Source organism: Metallosphaera tengchongensis (assembly GCF_013343295.1).
GTDB classification, from domain to species: domain Archaea; phylum Thermoproteota; class Thermoprotei_A; order Sulfolobales; family Sulfolobaceae; genus Metallosphaera; species Metallosphaera tengchongensis.
The window spans coordinates 337,073-357,239 of sequence record NZ_CP049074.1; the positions used below are offsets into that span (position 1 = coordinate 337,073).

General features: G+C 40.4%; 22 protein-coding genes. 9 read left to right on the forward strand and 13 right to left on the reverse strand.

Going from position 1 to position 20,167, the window contains the following annotated elements; genetic code table 11:
- Positions 1-8: 8 nt before the first annotated feature.
- Entirely contained in the window at positions 9-1,058 is a 1,050-nt protein-coding gene (locus GWK48_RS01730; RefSeq protein ID WP_174629036.1) for a phosphate signaling complex PhoU family protein, read from the reverse strand.
- Between the two features lie 49 nt (positions 1,059-1,107).
- Entirely contained in the window at positions 1,108-2,106 is a 999-nt protein-coding gene (locus tag GWK48_RS01735) for a DUF711 family protein (RefSeq protein ID WP_174629038.1), read from the reverse strand.
- A gap of 192 nt (positions 2,107-2,298) precedes the next feature.
- On the opposite strand from GWK48_RS01735, the gene GWK48_RS01740 reads away from it, so the two are divergent.
- Together GWK48_RS01740 and xerA are read left to right on the forward strand one after the other, a co-directional pair.
- Positions 2,299-3,924 (forward strand): hypothetical protein, encoded by a 1,626-nt coding sequence (locus GWK48_RS01740; protein ID WP_174629039.1) that lies wholly within the window; start codon positions 2,299-2,301, stop codon positions 3,922-3,924.
- A gap of 206 nt (positions 3,925-4,130) precedes the next feature.
- Positions 4,131-4,982 carry a site-specific tyrosine recombinase/integron integrase gene (gene xerA / locus GWK48_RS01745; RefSeq protein ID WP_174629042.1) on the forward strand — a complete coding sequence of 284 codons (852 nt, stop codon included), beginning with the start codon at positions 4,131-4,133 and terminating at the stop codon, positions 4,980-4,982.
- Between the two features lie 428 nt (positions 4,983-5,410).
- Here the strand turns inward: xerA and GWK48_RS01750 are convergent, their stop codons facing one another.
- The 3 genes from GWK48_RS01750 to GWK48_RS01760 are packed head-to-tail and all read right to left on the reverse strand — an operon-like array spanning position 5,411 to position 7,821.
- Positions 5,411-5,914: a gamma carbonic anhydrase family protein gene (locus tag GWK48_RS01750; RefSeq protein ID WP_174629043.1), complete on the reverse strand. Its 504-nt coding sequence runs from the start codon at positions 5,912-5,914 to the stop codon at positions 5,411-5,413.
- A 1-nt stretch (position 5,915) separates the two neighbouring features.
- Positions 5,916-6,974 carry an RsmB/NOP family class I SAM-dependent RNA methyltransferase gene (locus tag GWK48_RS01755; protein WP_246263869.1) on the reverse strand — a complete coding sequence of 353 codons (1,059 nt, stop codon included), beginning with the start codon at positions 6,972-6,974 and terminating at the stop codon, positions 5,916-5,918.
- Entirely contained in the window at positions 6,961-7,821 is an 861-nt protein-coding gene (locus GWK48_RS01760; RefSeq protein WP_174629045.1) for a beta-ribofuranosylaminobenzene 5'-phosphate synthase family protein, read from the reverse strand. The genes GWK48_RS01755 and GWK48_RS01760 overlap by 14 nt, the downstream gene beginning before the upstream one ends.
- A 44-nt stretch (positions 7,822-7,865) precedes the next feature.
- On the opposite strand from GWK48_RS01760, the gene GWK48_RS01765 reads away from it, so the two are divergent.
- The 4 genes from GWK48_RS01765 (at position 7,866) to glnA (ending at position 11,853) form a co-directional block, all read left to right on the forward strand.
- Positions 7,866-9,221: a class I adenylate-forming enzyme family protein gene (locus GWK48_RS01765; RefSeq protein ID WP_174629047.1), complete on the forward strand. Its 1,356-nt coding sequence runs from the start codon at positions 7,866-7,868 to the stop codon at positions 9,219-9,221.
- On the forward strand, positions 9,214-9,615 hold the full coding sequence (gene trxA, locus GWK48_RS01770) for a thioredoxin (protein WP_174629049.1): 402 nt from the start codon (positions 9,214-9,216) through the stop codon (positions 9,613-9,615). The genes GWK48_RS01765 and trxA overlap by 8 nt, the downstream gene beginning before the upstream one ends.
- A 95-nt stretch (positions 9,616-9,710) precedes the next feature.
- The gene (locus tag GWK48_RS01775) at positions 9,711-10,319 is read left to right on the forward strand and encodes an ATP-binding cassette domain-containing protein (protein WP_174629051.1); all 609 of its coding nucleotides are present in this window, start codon (positions 9,711-9,713) and stop codon (positions 10,317-10,319) included.
- Between the two features lie 121 nt (positions 10,320-10,440).
- Complete coding sequence (gene glnA, locus GWK48_RS01780; protein WP_174629053.1) at positions 10,441-11,853, forward strand: type I glutamate--ammonia ligase; 1,413 nt, start codon at positions 10,441-10,443, stop codon at positions 11,851-11,853.
- A gap of 25 nt (positions 11,854-11,878) precedes the next feature.
- On the opposite strand, the gene folE is transcribed toward glnA, so the two are convergent.
- The 8 genes from folE to GWK48_RS01820 form a co-directional block, all read right to left on the reverse strand.
- The gene (gene folE, locus GWK48_RS01785; RefSeq protein ID WP_174629055.1) at positions 11,879-12,505 is read right to left on the reverse strand and encodes a GTP cyclohydrolase I; all 627 of its coding nucleotides are present in this window, start codon (positions 12,503-12,505) and stop codon (positions 11,879-11,881) included.
- Between the two features lie 54 nt (positions 12,506-12,559).
- Positions 12,560-13,633, reverse strand: a complete 1,074-nt coding sequence (locus GWK48_RS01790) for an aminopeptidase P family protein (RefSeq protein WP_174629058.1) — start codon at positions 13,631-13,633, stop codon at positions 12,560-12,562.
- Positions 13,620-14,567 (reverse strand): GTP 3',8-cyclase MoaA, encoded by a 948-nt coding sequence (gene moaA / locus GWK48_RS01795; RefSeq protein ID WP_174629059.1) that lies wholly within the window; start codon positions 14,565-14,567, stop codon positions 13,620-13,622. Before moaA ends, GWK48_RS01790 begins: the two co-directional genes overlap by 14 nt.
- Positions 14,568-14,774: 207 nt before the next feature.
- Entirely contained in the window at positions 14,775-15,437 is a 663-nt protein-coding gene (locus tag GWK48_RS01800) for a BUD32 family EKC/KEOPS complex subunit (protein ID WP_174629062.1), read from the reverse strand.
- Entirely contained in the window at positions 15,424-15,588 is a 165-nt protein-coding gene (locus GWK48_RS01805) for a hypothetical protein (protein ID WP_174629064.1), read from the reverse strand. Before GWK48_RS01805 ends, GWK48_RS01800 begins: the two co-directional genes overlap by 14 nt.
- Positions 15,589-15,614: 26 nt before the next feature.
- Complete coding sequence (locus GWK48_RS01810; protein ID WP_174629066.1) at positions 15,615-16,511, reverse strand: cysteine synthase family protein; 897 nt, start codon at positions 16,509-16,511, stop codon at positions 15,615-15,617.
- A 37-nt stretch (positions 16,512-16,548) separates the two neighbouring features.
- Positions 16,549-16,767 (reverse strand): sulfurtransferase TusA family protein, encoded by a 219-nt coding sequence (locus GWK48_RS01815; protein WP_174629068.1) that lies wholly within the window; start codon positions 16,765-16,767, stop codon positions 16,549-16,551.
- Complete coding sequence (locus tag GWK48_RS01820) at positions 16,764-17,165, reverse strand: DsrE family protein (protein WP_174629070.1); 402 nt, start codon at positions 17,163-17,165, stop codon at positions 16,764-16,766. Before GWK48_RS01820 ends, GWK48_RS01815 begins: the two co-directional genes overlap by 4 nt.
- 373 nt (positions 17,166-17,538) lie before the next feature.
- On the opposite strand from GWK48_RS01820, the gene speD reads away from it, so the two are divergent.
- The 3 genes from speD (at position 17,539) to GWK48_RS01835 (ending at position 20,167) form a co-directional block, all read left to right on the forward strand.
- Positions 17,539-17,925 carry an adenosylmethionine decarboxylase gene (speD, locus tag GWK48_RS01825; RefSeq protein ID WP_174629072.1) on the forward strand — a complete coding sequence of 129 codons (387 nt, stop codon included), beginning with the start codon at positions 17,539-17,541 and terminating at the stop codon, positions 17,923-17,925.
- A gap of 100 nt (positions 17,926-18,025) precedes the next feature.
- Positions 18,026-19,072 (forward strand): hydroxymethylglutaryl-CoA synthase, encoded by a 1,047-nt coding sequence (locus GWK48_RS01830; protein WP_174629074.1) that lies wholly within the window; start codon positions 18,026-18,028, stop codon positions 19,070-19,072.
- Between the two features lie 9 nt (positions 19,073-19,081).
- Positions 19,082-20,167, forward strand: coding sequence for a thiolase family protein (locus tag GWK48_RS01835; RefSeq protein WP_174629076.1), 1,086 nt, complete (start codon positions 19,082-19,084; stop codon positions 20,165-20,167).

Below are 20,167 nucleotides of genomic sequence, written 5' to 3' on the forward strand. Positions count from 1 at the left end.
AACTACAGTTATTCAACAACTATTTCCTTAATTCCTTCTATACTTCTATTGAACGCTATTTCTGCTATTGGCTCCATCCTCCTAATTGCGTTATATAATCTCAGGTTTAACGTTCTTATCGCTGTAGCCACTTTAGGCGCATTCATCTTTTGTATTCTCTCCTCCAGCAGAAGAGCGTCGGAGAGGAGCACTCTCCTTAAAGTCCTTAGCTCATCCAATGCCTCATTTACCAGTTTAATGTCCTCCTTACTTAGGACTTTGACTACATGGTCTATAACTACAGCGGTTTGGTCTATCAGCATATCCATTTTGTCCCAAGACATTTTAAGAAGAGCTAAGTCATCTGGGTGCAAACTGAGTAGATCATTGGCGGCTTCACTGATCTCGTCTGCAGCCTCTTCGGCTGCCTTCACTAAAATACGATTGCCAACTATTTGTATTCTCTTAACTCCTATCATATAGGCGAGGCTCCTGTTTACCTGGGCTAGCAAAAGCTGTCTAAGGGATAGATAGTACAACCTATCGACTTCCTTCTCTAACTCTACAACTTCCTGAAGGAAAGTCCTGCTAGCCTCCCTGATACCCAAATTAAGATAATGCAACATCTGTTTTAAGGTGTTTGTTAGTCGGTTTACAAGGCTTCCTAAGTTATATTTAGTAGGGTCCAAGAAGGACTGTATCTGTATGCTGGTTATATCCTGAGACACTATCTCTAGACCTATAAGGCTCCTCGCAGTCTCCTTGATTTTCCTTAAGAGTTCCTCTGTGAACACACCGTTGGTTGTTTCTATGGATATTCTATCAAACCCTAGTATGTAAAGACTGTGAACGATCCTAGTAACGAGGTCTGGAGAAGTCGATACTGAAATCCTAACCTTCATCTCCTTCGGAGCGTTATCGGTCTTGAGATTTGGAGGATAGACCTTTAGACTGCCGTCCTCATCTACTTCAAGATAAATACTTTCTCCTGGACTCAGACTTACTTCTTTGACCCAATCAGCAGGTAAGGAAACCATCAGGGTAGATTTCCCAAATTTTTGTACTCTTCTAACTTCCATATAACTCTCTATATACTTCAAGAGTATATAAAAGTAATTTAAATCTAGTCTATATTGTTTTGACTACTGGAACAGTGCCGAAATTTTTAGTGTCTATTTTTTCTTCACCATAGGAAGGTATAATTCTTATTCCATATGGTCTTTTTTTCAACCTTTGTATGATGATAAGGTCGCTTATTATATTAAAGTACAAACCCTGCTCATAATTTACTCCAACCATATCCAAACCTGCTAAACAGGCTGAACTCATATTTAGTAGATGGGAGAGCGTTACTCTCCCTTCCAATACCCTTTCCTTTAATATGTTATCCTCTGCTACTGGTATCATGAGCTCAGAAAATCCCATTGCATTTACATCCGTATTAATTGACGCCCTCATAATATTATTATTCATATTACTAATTACAGATAAAACTCCTGGGGAATAAATTTTCTTGCCTAGCTTTGTTTCCAATAGATGTCCTACACTCTCTTCCATCCACGGGGAAACGGATGGATCTATTCCTAAAAACTTCAGTCCTATCTTCTCTTCTATTTCTTGACCTTTTCGCTTTGCCTCCATAAGAGCCTCTTCCATGAGATTCCCCAAGACCTCTTTTACGTAAATGAGAGAAAGTCCGAACCCTAAATGAAAGTTATCCCCAGATGAGGCAGGGTAGTAGGGAGTTGTAAGGAACTCCTCATTTAACAGTATTGCAAATCTTGAAGCTTCGTCAGGCTCCAACTTAGATAGGACTTTAACTGCGTTGTCCATGTTACGGTTATCTCTTAGCAGAATATGAACAAAGATGTTATCTCCACTTCGGAGTACATCTGGTATATCCACAATTCTTGGGTCATGATCAAATAACCCTCCTAAACTAAAGAGAACAGATTTATCGTCAGGTAGTATATCCAGTATCCTCCCCAAGTTAACATTAGTAGATGGTGGAAGGCTTATCCTCCTTGAGAACAGATCCATATCAATATCCATCAACTTTTGATGAAGCTGATGGATCGTGTCTTGATTAAGTGAGTTAGAGAAAACCGTTACTGCCCTTATTCTCATTTCTTATGACCACTTGAAATTGGATGTCGAGATTAAATGTCCTAAATCTACTTTCAATACTGCTAACTCCTCTCAGCCCTAGAGAGCGCTGTGTTTCCCTTGTCAAGATCAGTCACTAATCATGTTGGTTCTGACCTTAGAGAATTTAAGTTTCAATCGAGTCCGGACTCTTATTAGCGTTCAGTTATTTAGATGAAGCTAATATACATTGGGAAAAATAGGAAAAAAGGTATATCGGGGATAATAGCAAGTCTGGTTCTTGTCATAGTCTTCATATCCACAGTAACCGTCACCCTGTATATCGAGAATCAGACATTTAACGGACTGAATACAGTTTCCAAACAATTATTAAATACCCCAAGCACGTTAATTGAGCTTCCCGGAGATCAGGTTTATTCAAATAGACCTGTTTCCATTAAGTACGTCATTTATCCTAACGGACAGATTCAGGAGGAAAATCTTAAGATAACATCGACACCGATGGATATATCAGGGGTTTTGGGCGGATTTGGGTGGGCTTTGCTAGTAACCAGTGACGGACAATCTTTCAATATTTCTAATATTAAGTTGCTATCGGATGCAAACTCTGCTTATTTTGGTTTAAACCTTCCTCCGGGTTCTATGATAGGAGGATATTCAATTGATTACAACGGCAATTTATTTTATTATATACCTGGTCAGTATCAAGCTGGAGATGAAATCCCAAGTTCATTACAAAGTTACGTTAGTTCACAGTTTACAAATTTTGACCCTACAAATACTGTATCTACAGGGTTAAGCTATACCTATTCTCATCAATTTCTATATGGGGCTCTGTTCAACTCCTCAATTCTGTTTCCGTTCTATAACGGTTCATCGCTAACTTTCGGAATTACGTGGATCTTGGGGGACTTGCAGGAAAAGGGTTTAACATTCACAGCAGTGACGCCGTACGCAACGTTCTGTTCTGTTCCTCTAGAAAATTACATGGATATGGGATATTTCTCCCTACCTCTCTCTTTAAATATACTTTCTCCTCAAGGTAATGAGTACATTTGGATTGAATACCACAGTTACTCATATAGTACTCTCTTTTATGATAGATTTTTAAATATATATGGCGCAAGCAATTTAATGGATAATCCTGATATCGGGTACTTCGTTGTAAACGTAAATGGTTATGTAGGGAGAGCAGAGTCTCAGATTTTCCCCAATGGAATCACACTCACTATCCTAGATACGCCCAAAGGAATAGAATTTCTAGCCAACGGAAAACCCATTCTATTTAACGAAATCCAGGGATACGGTAAAACGCTCTATGATACGGCGTTTTTCCCAGTACATCTAATTCATGGAGAGGCTGTAGTTAATTTACCTGCAGGAACTCCTGTCAATTACGGTAATTATGAGATAAATGGAAGACCTGTAATATTACTATCTTCATTGCAATTGGGCAGTTCCATAGCCTTAAATCCACCCAACGGTACAGTAATCCAGTTGGGAACTGGGTGCATCTCAGAAATAAACACCGGAGTATATGATCAGCTTTTTGGAGAATACCTCTACTTCTACAAGGTGAACGTTACCCTAGACTCAACATTCGGAACCGATGTATTAGCAGAGCCTGTAGACTTTAGTGGCAACCAGTATTATATAGGGTATTGGAACGCATTCTCATTGGAAGATCAACCTTTAATAATTCAACCGGGAATTCATACCTACACATTCTACTTTGGTGCCACTGAGGGAGAAGCTTCCCTAAATAAAAACGAGATCTATACCATTTCGTTGCCCCTATCTATGGGAACTAATCTATACCTTAATGTCAACGCAACATAATAATTGGTATGTTTAGAGACATTTTACTTTTTGTCTAATGGATATAATTTCGGTTAACATGATAGGAGCTATTTCTGCCTAGCTAAATTTTTCATAGTTTTAACAAAATGTTTTCTAATATAAAAACAAAATCTCTACTCAAATCCCTGAATGACAGACTTTAAACCCTAACGTCTTAAAACTTCTATTAGATTAAGTCATCATACATGAAACTTCAACTAGGTGACCCTCCAAACGATGCTGACCCTTATGAATATTTTGTTAATGCACTTAAATTCTCAGGAGCAGGTAGCGGTACTGTAAAAATCTATTCCACTGCAGTTCGGGATTTTCTCAGCTTTATTAAGAAAGATCCTAGAATGGCTACTAACCAAGACTTAATCAATTGGATAAACGAGCTTAGTTCTCGTAAGGGTAAACTGATAGACAATAGGAGAGGGAGAATCTCGACCGTGAGAATCTATGTAATCGCAGTTAGGCGATTCCTAAGATGGTTAGGAGTTAACGTAAAACCTCCTATCCCTAGGACAAAGAATCCGGATAGGAAAGCACTAAGAGACGAGGATATTGAAATTCTTCTATCGAATTGTAGAAAATTAAGAGACAAGGTAATTATATCGTTACTCATAGATACTGGCTTACGTTCATCGGAGATATTATCAATTAAAGTCAAAGATATCAACCTAAACAGGAAATTGATAAAGGTCATTGAAACAAAGAACGGTGAAGAAAGGATAGTCTTGTTTACGACCAGGACCGCGGTTCTCCTAGAACGTTATCTGAAAGTATACAAAAAGAACCCAGAGGACCTATTGTTTGACATGTCCTACCAAGCCTTATATAAACTAATAAGGAGGTTAGGTGAGAAGACTGGAATTGACTGGCTAAGACCACACATACTCAGGCATACGTTTGCAACTAAAGCCATAAAGAAAGGATTACCCTTACCAGTTGTTCAGAGACTCCTAGGACACAAGGACATAAAGACTACCCAAATATATACTCACCTTGTAACTGAAGATCTGGAGAAGGCATATAAAACCGCATTTGAAAGTTGAGTATCTCATTCCAAATCTACCATAACCGTACTATGAGATGAAATACAACGTCAGTAAGTTAATAATTACAAAGTTGAGGGGAGACCCGCCAATTATGGCTGGGAGGAAGTCAGATATGTAGTCTTTGAACTCATGGTTAGAGTTCCTCTCATAGAGCCCTCACTTTAAACCCTACCTCTATAAGATGACCCAATGACTTTGGCTGCGATTGACCTCCTCCCCACCCTATAGGGCGGGGTTTTCTTTTTCGTTATAAGTCTTGGTTAATTCTAAGACTTAACCACTAATATTTGGAGAAGAATAACACAAGTCCAGGAAGGTATCTAAAAACGTGATTTTCCTTAAATATCTTGATCGAGGAGTAACTAGCTTACCGATAAGTTAAGTATAATTAACAAATAAAGATATTTAATTTAGTAAAAATAAAATCATTTCAATAATTGAACCTCACTAACGTATTCTAGAGCGTTATTCTCTATTCCTTTTATTTCCTCCTCGTTGAGTTTCCTCACTACCTTAGCTGGAACTCCTAATGCTAAACTATTATCTGGGATCTCTTTTCCTTCTGTAACTACTGCTCCAGCTCCTATAATTACGTTATTACCTATCTTAGCTCCATTGAGGACTATGGCTCCGATGCCGACTATCACGTTATTGCCTACCCTCGCTCCATGAATAACTGCATTATGACCTACAGACACCAGGTCGCCTATCTCTATCTTGAAACCTTTATCCGTATGAAGGGATGAGTTTTCCTGAATATTTGTTTTTCTACCTATAACAATGCTATCGTTATCGCCTCTTATTACCGCGTAATGCCAAATGCTCGAGAGATCGCCGATATTCACGTCCCCAATAACGTATGCCGTAGGGTGCACGTAAACTGAGGGGGATAGTCTAGGCTTCTTTCCATTAAACTCCTCTATGGGCATATTATCTCTTCACTAACTTTGCTATAAAAAAACCAGTTGTCTCATGAAGGTTGGGATGAAATCTCACGATTCTCTCTATTTCAAACCTAGGGTCTGACACTACTTCTTCGTTTTCTTTTAAAGTTACTGTACAGGTAGAGTATATTACTACTCCTTTTTTCTTCAAAATTTTAAATGCAGAATTAAGAAATTGTTTCTGATATATCTGAAAGTTCTTTATTTCTCCGATCGTCTTCCTATCGTATATTTTTGGCCTTACACCTATTGCAGAACATGGTGGATCTATAAGAACCTTATCGACTTCCCTTATATTGAAATCCTCATAAAGATATCGAGAGTCGCCAACTACCACTGGTACTTTCATTCTTAATGCAACTAGGACTTCTCGTAGTTTCTGTACTTTCTTATTAGTATGATCAAATCCAATAATTTTTGCCCTGGGTTCCAGCTGATATATATGAGTTAACTTGCCCCCAGGGTAGGCGTTCATGTCCACAATTGTCTCCGCTGGTCTCGGATCAAGCATTCTTGCAACATACATTGATGACTTACCCTGAGAAATCGCTAAACCCTTTTTTATAACATCTAGCTCTGAAATCTTAACAGACCTGTAAATCGACTCCACATTCTCCACAAGGATTTCCGATTCCGCTCTTAGCTTACCGTTGGCGACGTGTACGCCGTTCTCTGAAAAAATAGAGTATATGGGCCCATTCCCTTCAATTTTCTTTATCCCTGGTTGATAGACATTAGAGCCTATTATCGCACTCTCCGCTGTTTTCTTATCAACTATTATCCTTGAACTGTATTCCTCCAGCTTCGTGGGACCAATTACATTCACATAGATGGCTTCCTCAAAATCTTCATCCCTATTGAAAATGCTCAAATCTGCCTCATGTATCTCATCCCAGCGTAAAGTGTTCAGCCTTAGGTATAACCTTGGGTTAGGTCTTCCTAAAGAGGTTAAAAAGTCGCTAAAGTAACTACCATAAACTATTTTTAGCTCTGTAATTAAATCTTCATCATAATATAATTCTGGTTGATAATTATGACCACTCAACGTCAACGCCTCTATTATTTGGTTCCGTTAACCATCCTCCGAATCTAGACACCAACTCCTCCCCTTCCCTTCGAGTCGCAGTAAAGGTAAAAATGGCAGGTCCGAAAGACGAAAGACCCGAGGGGAATCCATTCTTGTACAGCTTTATCATCATGTCCTTGACTTCATTTGACTGAAGCTCTACTTCCACTTTCTTAAACCCCAATCCCTGAATCTTCCATAGACCGTCTAAGGCGCTGGAAATATCCTTCTCCACAACTGAAGGAATGAATTCCATCAGAACAACTCTTGTGAGTTCACCTATTTGCGAAGGGGAATATTTCCTAAAAATGTCCAATTCAGTGCTTCCAAATATCTTCCCTCCGTTAGGCACATTTACGTAAATATACCACGGAAAATTTACCCTTAGTAGAAGGGGTGGAGGAGGAGCATTTGAAAAGTCTGAAGGTAAGGGAATATGCTTTATTCGTGTAGAGTGCCCACCGTCTACTACAAATCCACCGTTATCAAATAGATGAACCCCTACCCCTGATGTACCTCCTCTCCCCACCTTAGAAGCTAGCTCCACTGCGCTCATTTTTTCAAGGTTTAGTTCTGAATGGAGTTTTGCGGCAGAGAGCAAAAACTGTGTTGTGTGTCCTAAACCTATATGCTCTTCGTAGTCTTCCTCGATACAAAAGCTAACTGTTGAAAGCCCTCTTATGTTAAGATTGGTGCAGTCCCCGGATCTCAATACAATTCTTGGTCTCTTTAACCCAATTCCCATTCCCCCATCAATCCTTCCGTGTTTACCCTCCATATCAAAGAGGGTGATATGTATCCTAGAAAGTCCAATGATCCTTAGCATTATCCTTATTATTGAGATAGAGAAGCGAAATTAAAGTGATTGTTATGAGTCTGGCAACTGTTCTGGAGAAATGGGGCAGAGAAAGGCCTTATAGCTACTTTGTACCACAGACGCTGACTTATTCGCAGGCTGCAGAGAAATCCGCGTCTCTTGCTTCTCAGCTATCTGAAGGAAGCACTGTAGTCCACTTTATGTTCAATTCTGTAGAATCGATCCTAGCTTATTTAGCAGTGTTTTGGGCAGGCGGAAAAGTTGTAGCTGTCGATCCACTCACATCTGCGGAGGATCTTAGGTTCATACTCGAAGATTCGAAACCAGACGTTGTTTTCGTTGATGAGGAGACATTAAAAAGGGAAAAGGATATCCTAAAGGACTTCAAAGTTAAAATCCCTACGTTCTCAGGGACTAACCGGAAGCCTCCTTTTTATTATGAAGATGGGACTCCTGGGCTATCCTACTATTACGCTGGAATTGCCGGAAGAACAATGGAGGTTATACATAGCGGATATAGGGTGTGGTTGAACTCTAGAGCTCTTTATGAGGCAATAGGTCTTCAGACAATTTCTACACTCCTAACCGTACCTGTAGCACACGTGTTAGGGAATAGCGTACTTGGCGTTACACTGGAAAGCGGGGGTTTGCTAGTTCCAATGAAAAAATTTGATCCTGCAGAAGCTTCAGACCTCATCGTAAAGTACGAAATGAACTTTTTAGCTACTGTACCTATGGTTTATGATTCCCTTATAGAGAAAGGACATGGGCTCTCAACACTAGAAGTATGCATAAGCACGGCAGCTCCTCTCTTCCCGAGCACCGTAAAAGGCTTCAAGGAGAAATTTGGGAAGGATATAATTCAGCAATATGGCTTTACCGAGGGACTCGTATTGACTCTGCAGCCTAAGGAGACTGCAGGAATTATCACTATAGGTAAACCTCTCAAAGAAGTGCGTGTAAAGGTGATTAAAGAGGATGGGAAGGAGGCGAAGGAAGGTGAACCTGGAGAACTCTGGGTTATGGCCCCTTGGCTAATGTTGGGTTACAAGGATAAGAACGAGAACCAGGGAATTTGGAGGGACGGCTGGTTGAGGACAGGAGATATAGTATCGTTAGACTCTAACGGACTTTTATATTTCAGAGGAATTAAAAAGAGAATGCTAAAGTATAAGGGGTACCCCATCTTTCCGAGGGACTTAGAGTTAATCCTATTACAACACCCAGAAGTGAAGGACGCTAAGGTCCTGGGAGAAGATATGGGAAATATTGGACAGCAACCAGTGGCCCATGTAGTATTGAGAGATGGAGCTAAAACCAACGAAGAGGAACTCATAAACTACGTTAATTCTAAGGTAGCATTTTATAAGAGGTTAAAGAAAGTGATAATAGTGAACAGACTTGAATGAACTTGAACAACTCGCAAAAGAAATCAGCGAACGTTTAAATAAAAAGGCTTCGCAGTTGGAGAAGAAGCAAGACACCAACCTGATGACCATAACCGATGATAATATTCAAGATCTACTGTCTAAAAACAGGATAGTTGTAATAGATTTTTGGGCCCAATGGTGTGCTCCATGTCATCTTTATGAACCAGTTTTCAAGAGAGTTGCCTCAAGATACTCGGGGAAAGCCCTTTTTGGGAGAGTTAACGTCGATGAAAATCCCAAGATCGCCGACGCTTATGGTATAATGAACATTCCGACTACCCTTATCATAGTGGAAGGCAAAGTGGCAGATACGCTCGTAGGAGCCGTAGACGAAGAGACTCTAGAAAGTTCATTAAAAAAATACTTGAATTAGAATTTTTACAATTATAATTATATTATTTGAAATGTAAATATAAAGATATATTATTTTAAGGAAAAGTTTATTTTTAAGTTTTGGTAACTAGATGCGTGCTCGAGGCGAGAGTGAAAAAAAGCTTTGCCAACTTCGTTCTAAATGCGGATTTGAAGGATGAAGGAATAATATCCATAACTGGTCCAAACGGATCTGGTAAGTCCACTTTCCTCAACATAATAGCTGGTTTCATTAAACAAGATGATGGAAGAGTTATAATAGCTGGAAGAGATGTCTCATTCTTTCCACCTGAGAAGAGGGGCGTTGTACTAGTTACACCAGACTCCTATATCCCATCCCTCGATGTAAGTAAACACCTTCGCTTTGGAGCAAAATTAGCCGGGTATAGGATTGGCGAAACAGAATTAAGCGACATAAGAAAGATGTTCCAAATCACATTCGATGGAAAGATGAGAAATCTTAGCCTAGGTCAAAGGGAAAGAGTGTCGATCGTTACTGCTTTGCTGTCCAAACCTTCTTTACTTCTTGTAGACGAAAGTTTTTCAAATATTAGTGATAGTAAAGATTTTATTAAAAACTTACTAGAATTTATAGAGAACTATCACAGGATGGATTTGATATTCACTACCCAGGACTTAGAGATGACAAAGTACGCTCAACATCACTATATGATGAGAGATGGAAGTCTATTAAAAAGATTCTAGAGAATACCATTATTATTATCGTAGCATATTGAATATCGTTCAAAACTTTACTTATGTTATTAAATTATATTCATAATAAACATACTTCAGGCTTTTATACCCATTAATATTAGTCCTACGCATGCCAAAGACGCCAGAAGAAGCGGTTCAATATGTAAAGGATAAGAAGATAGAATGGATTGACCTACAATTTACCGATCTTCCAGGCAGGCTACAGCACGTCACCATTCCAGCGAGCGATTTTACCGTCAAGGATATCGAAGCGGGATTTGGAAAATTAGACGGAAGTAGCATAAAGGGCTTCACCACGATATTCGAGAGTGATATGGTTCTCCATCCAGTTTTAGAGACGTTGAATGCTTTACCTTGGTCACCTTCCGTTGCTAGAGTCCTCACCAAAGTGTATTGGGGGGGAGGAAAGGGTAGATTTGAAAGAGATCCTAGATACATAGCGGAAACGGCAGAAAGGACATTGGCAGGGGACGGTTACGTATCCTACTATGGACCTGAGTTGGAGTTCTTCCTCTTTGATAGGGTAGATGTAGATGTCAAAACACCGCAAAGCGGAACTGGTTACAAAATAACTGCCAGGGAAGCACCGTGGAGCTCAAGTGGAAACTTTATTATAAGGTATAAGGAGGGTTACTATCCCGCTCCTCCTGTAGATCAACTCATGGACGTGAGGTTAGATATAGTACAGACCTTGACCAAGTACTTCGATTTCGCTGTAGAGGCTGCTCACCACGAAGTGGCCACCGCCGGACAAGGGGAGATTGATTTCAGGTTTTCCACTATGGTAGAAACTGCGGATAAACTGCAGACCCTTAAATATGTAATTAGGAACGTCGCGTCTAAGCATGGCCTAGTGGCTACCTTCATGCCCAAGCCCATGTTTGGGGACAACGGTACTGGGATGCATACGCATTTCAGTTTGTGGACTCAAGAAGGCAAAAACTTAATGTATGATCCGAATGACGATTACGCTGAAATAAGCCAGATAGGAAGGTATGTTATTGGTGGAATCTTATCCCATGCCAGATCCCTTTCAGCTATAGTCTCACCTACAGTCAACAGTTACAGAAGACTAATCCCGGGTTTTGAGGCACCAGTTTACATAGCGTGGAGCAAAGGGAACAGAAGCGCAGTGATACGAGTTCCATCCTACTATAAAGGCATGGAAAAGGCTAAAAGAATCGAATACAGAGCACCTGATCCATCCACCAATCCTTATCTAGCCTTCGCAGCAATAGCTGCCGCAGCACTAGATGGGATAAAAAAGAAAATTGATCCAGGAAACCCTGTTGATACTAATATTTATCATTTAACCTCGGAGAAAAGGAAAGAACTAGGAATAAAGGAACTACCTAGATCTCTGGACGAAGCCCTTGACGAACTTGAGTCAGACATGGAATTCCTTAAACCAATCTTCAATTCGTCTATTCTAGAGACTTATATTGACCTAAAGAGAGATGAGGCAAGAACTCTACAGATGTACCCGCATCCTATGGAAATATACTATTATCTAGACACTTAATTTTCACGTTATGTTAAAAATATATCTATATTAGTTTTTCATTTTTATTAGATAATTCTAGCATCTTAAAGACGTGGTTTCTAAGGCTTCTACTAGTTTTGAAGACCCCTCTTGTTGCCACAGAGAGTAATTTAGCTTCCCTATCCTTAACTCCCCTAACGTAGGAACACATGTGAATAGCTTCTCCTATTACCATAACTCCTTTTGGTTTAAGATCACTATTCATAAGGGCTTCAGAAATCTCATTAACCAGCCTCTCCTGGATCTGTGGTTTTGATGAATAGTAATTAACTAATCTTATAATCTTGCTGAAACCCGCTACTTTCTTCTCATCTCCAACTACGTAGGCTACATGGATCTTGCCCACAAAAGGCAAAAGATGGTGTTCGCACAAGGAGGAAAATTGAATGTCTGATGCCAATACTAACTGGTTATCTTCATAAGCTACTCCATCTTCCCCAAGACTAAACACCTTAATTTCAGGCTGACCTTCCCTTAGACTTGAAGTCATCTCCAGGAACGCTCTAGCTACCCTCTTGGGCGTCTCAATTAGTCCCTCTCTATCAGGGTTCTCACCTATAAGTTCTAGAATTTCTTTAACTCTTTTGGCTATCTCTTCTTCTAGCTTTTCTTTGTTTAACGACGTTTCCATTTTACAACAAATCAAATAGAAAGGATCAACTAAATATCCTTATATTAAACAATCTTACATCGTTTTATAAGTGGTCTCTAGAACCTCCGCTTTACCTTTCCTCACAATAATTGTATCCTCTATCCTTACCCCAAATTCACCGTCGAGGTAAATTCCTGGTTCCACAGTTATTACCATATTTTCTTTCAAGATATCGTCTGATTTCATAGAAATTGATGGAGATTCATGAACCTCAATGCCTACACCGTGACCGGTAGAGTGTATGAAGAACTGTCCATATCCAGATCTCTCAATTCTTCTCCTAGCTACTTTATCAATTTCCGATGCTACCACCCCATCGTTAATGGAATCTATAGCCTCCAGTTGGGCCTCTAAAACAATTTCGTAGACTGCTTTCATTTTCCCTGTGGTTGGTCCGAAGAGGAAAGTCCTGGTGCTATCAAAGGAGTAACCATCGAATTTTGCCCCTATGTCAATCACTACTTCGTCCCCTGGCCTCAGCCCTCTGTAACCTGGGACATGGTGAGGTTCTGACCCATTTTCACCAAACGCAACGATGGATGGAAATGCGTAATCTTCTGCACCCCCTTTCCTCATATTCATGTCGATAGTTCCTGCTAATTCAACCTCTGTCATGTTTTCCTTCAATTCATCCCTCACTTTTTCCATGGCTACCGCAGTGGCTCTTTGGGCTCTCTTGATAGCCTCGAGTTCTGAGCCCTCCTTTATTGACCTGACGTTTAGGATATGACGGGTGACATCTACAACATCAAACCTTGTCTTAAGTTGCAAGTACATATCCACGGGAATATATCCCACATCCACAAGTAACTTCGAGTTGATGCCAGGTTGGCATAACTTCTCTATTGCTGTTACCATGTTCCCTTCTATCACATCGTCGGTTAGTTTAACGGGATAGTAGACCTTCAGGTCAATTTCGCTGCTCTCTGCTTTTCTACCACGATATTTCTCTAACAACGGCACAAGTAAAGTCCTCCTTCCATCACAGTTGAGCAAACCACCAACTCCCCTGTAGCCCGAAAAGTAAAATAGATTGGGTTCACCCAGAATCAGAGCGTTTTTGACTCCAGCTTTCTCTACGATCTGATCTAGCTTATCTAGTCTCACGCCTCATCATGTACTTGAAGTTAGGCTCCCTAATAGATATTGCTACTTCAAAAGCGTGAGAAATCAAAGTCAGCCTATCTTCTTCACTCAATTTTTCGTTATTCAACGCATACATGATGTCAATCTCCTTGTCATCTCTATAAAGACAGGTCTTTAGCTTTCCATCGACTGTCAATCTTATCCTGTTACAACCAGCACAGAAGATTGGATTTGCATAAGGTTTCACCATCTCTACAATCAGACCTGAGGGAAGCACGTACCTAGGCCTGAAGTGCTTCTCCCTAATTTCCGACCTTATGGCCATCTTTGCTATTTCTGCCTCCAAGTTTTCAAGACTTTGATGGAAAGAGAAGGAAGTCTTACCTAAGCCTACAGGATGCATTTCAATTAAGTGTAGCTCATCTATACCGCTTTTCTCACTAAATTCTATGATCTTCTTTGCTTCCTCAACATTTCTCTTAGTCAATACATAGTTTATCTTGATGGGTCTGAATCCCTGATATCTAGCCTCGCGTATCCCCTCAATTACTCTGGAGAGCCCGTCAACACCTGTAACCTCTTTAAATTTTTCCTTAGATAGGGCGTGGAGGCTAATATTTATCCTAGTCAACCCCGCATCCTTCAGTTTACCGGCGATATTTTTCAAAAGAAAGGCATTAGTTGTCATAGACACGTCCCTAACTCCTGCCCGTCTAATTGAGGATATAATCTCTGGTAGATCTCTTCTTAGTGTCGGTTCCCCTCCAGTGAGTTTTACTGATCTAACTCCAAACTTAGTGGCTACCTGCGTCACAAGCCCAATCTGATATGGACTCAAACCTTCCATAACATGGGTATCCTCCCCCTCCATGTGACAGAAAAAGCACTCGAAATTACAGGCATGAGTTAAAGTAATTCTCAAATCTTCAAGAGGTCTTCCATATCTATCAATCATTAAACTTTATACCCTATTCAGCCCTTATAAACTCGAATATGAAAGACGTAATGTGCCCTAGATGCGGAGTTAGAATGGAATTCATATCGGAAGCTGAGGCTACTAACGAGAGGAAGACAATTAAATATTTCTATAAATGTCCAGCATGTGGAACTAAATTGGTAGATTCACAAATATCAATAATCCGAAATAACTCAGACACTATAATTAAAATTCAGATATAATTTTTCTCATAATATTAAGATGAATTGGAGGAAATAGGGAGAGTAACTGAAAGTTTCTCACACTCATTATATTCAACGCGACCTCATGCGATGGGTTATAAAATCTTAAGAAATCTTGCATAGTTTTTTCAAATAGCTTTAGATCTTGTATATATTTATATGAAATAAAGAGGGCAAAAACAAGGATATCCCAAGCCTTGAGCGTTAAATCGTCGCTAACGATAGCCTCTTCCGCATCAATAACGTATATATTATCAGCGACTAGAAAATTCTCCAGCTTAGTATCTCCTAACACGAAGCTGTTATCATGGATATACCTTATCACTTTACCCAGTGTAGAGATGCTTTCAGGAGACTCAGGTAAATTTCCTTCTATGTACTCCCTTACGATACATTTCTCCTCTAAATCAAAATCTATAAGCCTAGGCACCTTGATTTCAGTCCATGGATAAGTTAAAAATTCCAATTCTCTCCTCATTCTAGTTTCTGGGCTCGCAACGTATGGAAAAGTCCTAAAGGCTGAGGAAATGAAGTACCACTTAAGACCTACGCTAGACCCGTAACACTTTACCACGTACCGCTGCCCTTCGTTCTTCATAACTCGACTTTGGCTATACAGTAACCTCAATACCTCATCCAGTTTCATTAGGATTTAGATTTAACTTGATCCTTATTAATTCTCCATCGTCATAGATTTCCTTAAAATCGTTCTGACTAAATTTCCTCATTTTTATATTACGAGGGGAAAAATCCAATAGTTCTCCATTCTTATTATAAATTAGAATTACTTCACTCATGAAACATGAACATACTTACACACAATTTAAGTTTTTCCTATCATTGATTCGATCTCATCAAGATACTTAAAACCGTCATCTGGGAATATCAATATCGACGTCTTCTGATCAGATATCTTCTCATATGCTGCCACAGTAGCGCCGGAGCTTATTCCAATTAGGATCCCAGAAGATCTGGCTACACTTAAGACTCCAGAGACTGCCTCCTTCGAGGTTATATCCATGATCCTGTCTATCTTTGCACCTGATGAAAGAGTATCTCCGGTTTGCCTCTTAATTCCAGGTATCCTATCATTTTCAGCTGGCTGAACCCCGATTATCTCAACGGCGTCTCCATACTTCTCCTTAAAATACTTGGAAATTCCGGCGATATGTCCCCCTGTCCCCATGGTAGCAATAATCCTCTCTGGGGTTTTGCCCACAGAATTCAATTGCTCATCTATCTCTTTTGCGGTGGTCTCAAAGTGCGCCTTTACGTTGATTGGATTATTGAATTGATTTAAGTGATAGCTTCCAGAGGTCATCGAGAAACTCTTTACTAAGGGAATTAAATCATTAGTGGACTTGCCTGCCTCGATCACAGTCGTTCCTAATATTTTCATTGCAGATTTGAATGACTTGGGAGCAGAGGTTGGAATAAATGCTACGAACTTTCTCTTATAGATAGCAGAAAGAGAAGATAGTGCTACTCCCACATTTCCGGAAGTGGCTTCAGTAATTTCTTTCGCCTCGGATTTCAGAGCCTCCCTAAATAGGAACCACGCAGTCCTGTCCTTTATGCTCCTGCTAAAAGGGTTGTAAAACTCCAGTTTTGCCCATACATCTTCTCCTATATCTAGCTTAAGAAGGGGAGTAGGCCAATTATCTTCTAGTAGCTGGATGGGGTTTTCATATACTTTATTATTTGTATACACAATACGCATCTACCCGGTGAATAAGGTAGAAACGAGGTATAATAATCTATCTTTTCAGTTTTAACTTGATGATAAATCTTCCTTTCTCTCTGGTGCACCCAAGATATTGATTACCGGTCTCATTGCACCATTTTTCTAGCTCTTGTGCAGTAGCTTCCCATGGGGTTTTTATCAAAATCTCCTCTTCACCTTTCACAGTCCGCCATTCCCTCATAACCTTCAGAATTACTACAGGGCAAACCTCATTAGTTTCTATTACCCTCATAGGGTTACCACCACATCCGAATCTTGTGCCTCCTTAAGGTAAGTTATCCCACCGGAGAGTTTTATGTTATCCATTAGATCTTCCTTTCCTAAATGGGCTATCTTAAGTCCTACCTCATCGATGTAAAATTCAACGCCCTCCTTGATAGCCTCCTGAATGAGGAGTTCGACATCAGGTAGCTTCATCCTTTTCATTTCCATTGATACAAATAATCTGGCGAAAAAGCCAAGCCTCAGTTTAGCTCTCCCTGAGAATTTTTTGGTGAAAATTGCCACAGCCTGAGAAGTTACAAAAAACTTCACAGTCCAATCTATGGATCTAGCGTCCAAAGCTAACACCAATCCATGATATAGTTTGTCCATGCTATTGTCAGCCAAAAGTATCGTTAATTTACCCATATGCTATAAAGGTCAAACCTTTAATTAAAAAAATGTCGAAATGTTACTTAACAGAACAGCCCTAATATTTATCTTGTGAATTGAAATTGCCTGGAATCGATTAAGGTATAAGAATGTTTAACCTGAACGAATTTATTGCTAGATAATATCTTTGTTTTTGAAATATTCATTTGCAGAAGATCTGACTAAAAGATAACAAAATTTAAATCAGTTTCTTTAAAAATCTAGATTGCTTTATACTCTAAGTAAGGATACAATGATTAGCATAAGTATCAAGCCCCGCTAGGTCAACTTAGCTAGTAAGGGGAACTACACTAGTTACATTTATTAATCGTAAATGTTCAATCATTGACGGAGGGTACAAGAACAGGAGATGTCTAATCAGGCAATTTTCCAGTCCCCTGAAGATAGAATAATAGGAAAACACGTTTTTGGAAATCTTTATGATATAAACCCTGAAGATATTAATAACGAGCAGATGCTTAAGGAACTTGTCCTTCAAGCGGTAAAGATCGCGAATATGAATCTGGTGGAGGCAAAGTCCTGGAGCTTCGGAGGTAAGAAGGGCGGTGTGTCGGTTATAGCGCTCATAGAAGAGAGCCACATCGCTCTCCATACATGGAACGAATATAACTATGCCACACTAGATGTCTATACTTGCGGGGAGGACAGTGACCCACAAGCCGCCTTCAAGTTTATAGTGGAAGCACTGAAACCCAGAAGGTACCAGATATTCTTTGCGGACAGAAGCTCCAGTTAAATTTGTTTTTTAGTTTTCTTAATAATTGTAAAGTCAACTGTCTATATGGGTATAGGCAATAACCGAAAACCTTTATAATCATGACAAAATACTACTTGGGATGCAAGCTGGTATTGTTGGTTGGGGGTCTTACGTTCCGAAATATAGGATAAAAGTTAGTGAGATAGCGTCGGTCTGGGGAAAGGAGGAGAACGTCGTCAAGACCTTGGGGCTAACAGAAAAGTCTGTGCCTGCTGCAGATGAGGATTCAACAACGATGGCAATAGAGGCAGGGAGAGAAGCCTTAAAGAGGGCAGCCGTTGATCCCAAAGATGTAGAGATGGCTCTTTTCGGCTCAGAATCCAAGGTTTATGCAGTTAAGTCTACATCTGCCATACTGATTGACGCATTAGGACTTTCAAAGTATTCCTTGACAGCTGACTTAGAGTTTGCGTGCAGAGCCGCCTCAGCTGGGCTTAGGATGGCTTTTTCTATGGTTGAGAGTGGTAAAGTCAATTACTCTCTAGTTATTGGATCAGATACTGCCCAGTCTAACCCAGGAGACGTGCTGGAGCTGAGTTCGGCTGCTGCTGCTGTAGCTTTTTTGGTTGGTAGAAGTGACATGGCTTCAGCTATAATAGAAGCAAGCACGTCCTATGTCACTGATACTCCTGATTTCTGGAGAAGGGATGGGATGCCTTATCCACTCCACGGGGAAGCCTTCACTGGGGAACCAGCTTACTTTGCCCATATTACAGCGGCTGTGGAGAGACTGTTTCAAGATACTGGTTTGAAGATTTCCGATTTTGATTATTTTGTCTTCCACCAACCCAACGGCAAGTTCCCATTTCAGATAGCTAAAAAACTGGGTATACCCTTGGAGAAAGTCAAACAAGGTATGGTTTCAACGTACATCGGTAACCCGTATAACGCATCTGCACTTCTGGGTTTCGCTAAAGTGTTAGACATAGCTAAACCTGGAGAGAGGATATTGGTGGCCCCCTTTGGAAGTGGGGCAGGGAGCGACGCTTATAGCTTTATTGTCAGCGACAAAATTCTAGAGAGACAGAAGCTAGGCCGTACTGTAGATTACTACATCCAGAGAAAGAAGATAGTTAGTTATGCGCAATATGCCAAGACAACCCATAAGTTCAAGATGTATGAGTAGGTGGGCTGGATGACAGACGCTTATGTCTCAGGAGCGTCCATGATAAAAGTGGATAAATATTATGAGAGCAATGCCATAGACTTAGCTATAGCTGCCGTTTCTCAGCTAGAGGATCAGCTAACAACAAAAAAGCCTGATATGCTTTTCCTCGCAAACGCTTATAGTGAGAGTACGGAAGAACAGGTTCTTTTGGCAAACAAATTGGCTAGAACTCTAGGATACGAGATACCGGCTTTTAGAGTTGAAAGCGGGGACTCCAGTGGAGGATCAGCAATATACTCTGCGTATCTTGCTGTTAAGTCAGGGATTGCTAAATCAGTTCTTGTGGTAGGGACAGAAAAGCTTTCGGACTTTCCTACTTCTCATCTTAACGATATTATTTCCCAGAACTTGGATGAGGAGTTCTCGTATAGATCTGGTGTAGTACCTCAAGCCTATGCAGCCATTCAAATGAAAATGTACATGAAAGAATACGGAGTTCCCAGGGAGTATTTTGCTGAATGGCCTTATCACATGCATAAATATGCCTCTGAGAACCCCTTTGCCTACTTGAAGTTCCCGGTCGAGAAGGAAGCTATCCTTTCATCCCAAATAGTTTCTGAGCCCCTGAGACTCTTTGACACAGCTGCAAGATCTGATGGGGCATCGGCAGTCCTCATAACCAACCATGAGATTGGGAAGAAGATTTCGGAGACCCCTGTAAAGATCGAGGGAGTGGAAATGTTTACCTCTCACTTCGACTATAGGCAACTGAAAGCCGTACAGGGTGCCTTAAAACCATGGAGAGAATTTCGGCCAGACTTTTACGAGATTCATGACTCATATAGTGTGACAGCTGCCATGATATTGGAGGAGTTAGGATTAGAGAGAGGGAAGTCACTTTACATGCTAGATCAGATCCAAGTGAACTATTCCGGCGGTCTTAAAGCTAGAGGGTATCCTGGTGGTGCAACCGGAGTTTATCAAGTGGCCGAGGGATTTATGCAACTTGCAGGTATATTCAAGGGGAAGAGGGTCAGGGACGCTAACAGGGGCTTAGTAATCTCAGCAGACGAGCTCGGCTCAGTGGCTATCACAATAGGTTTATCTAGGTGA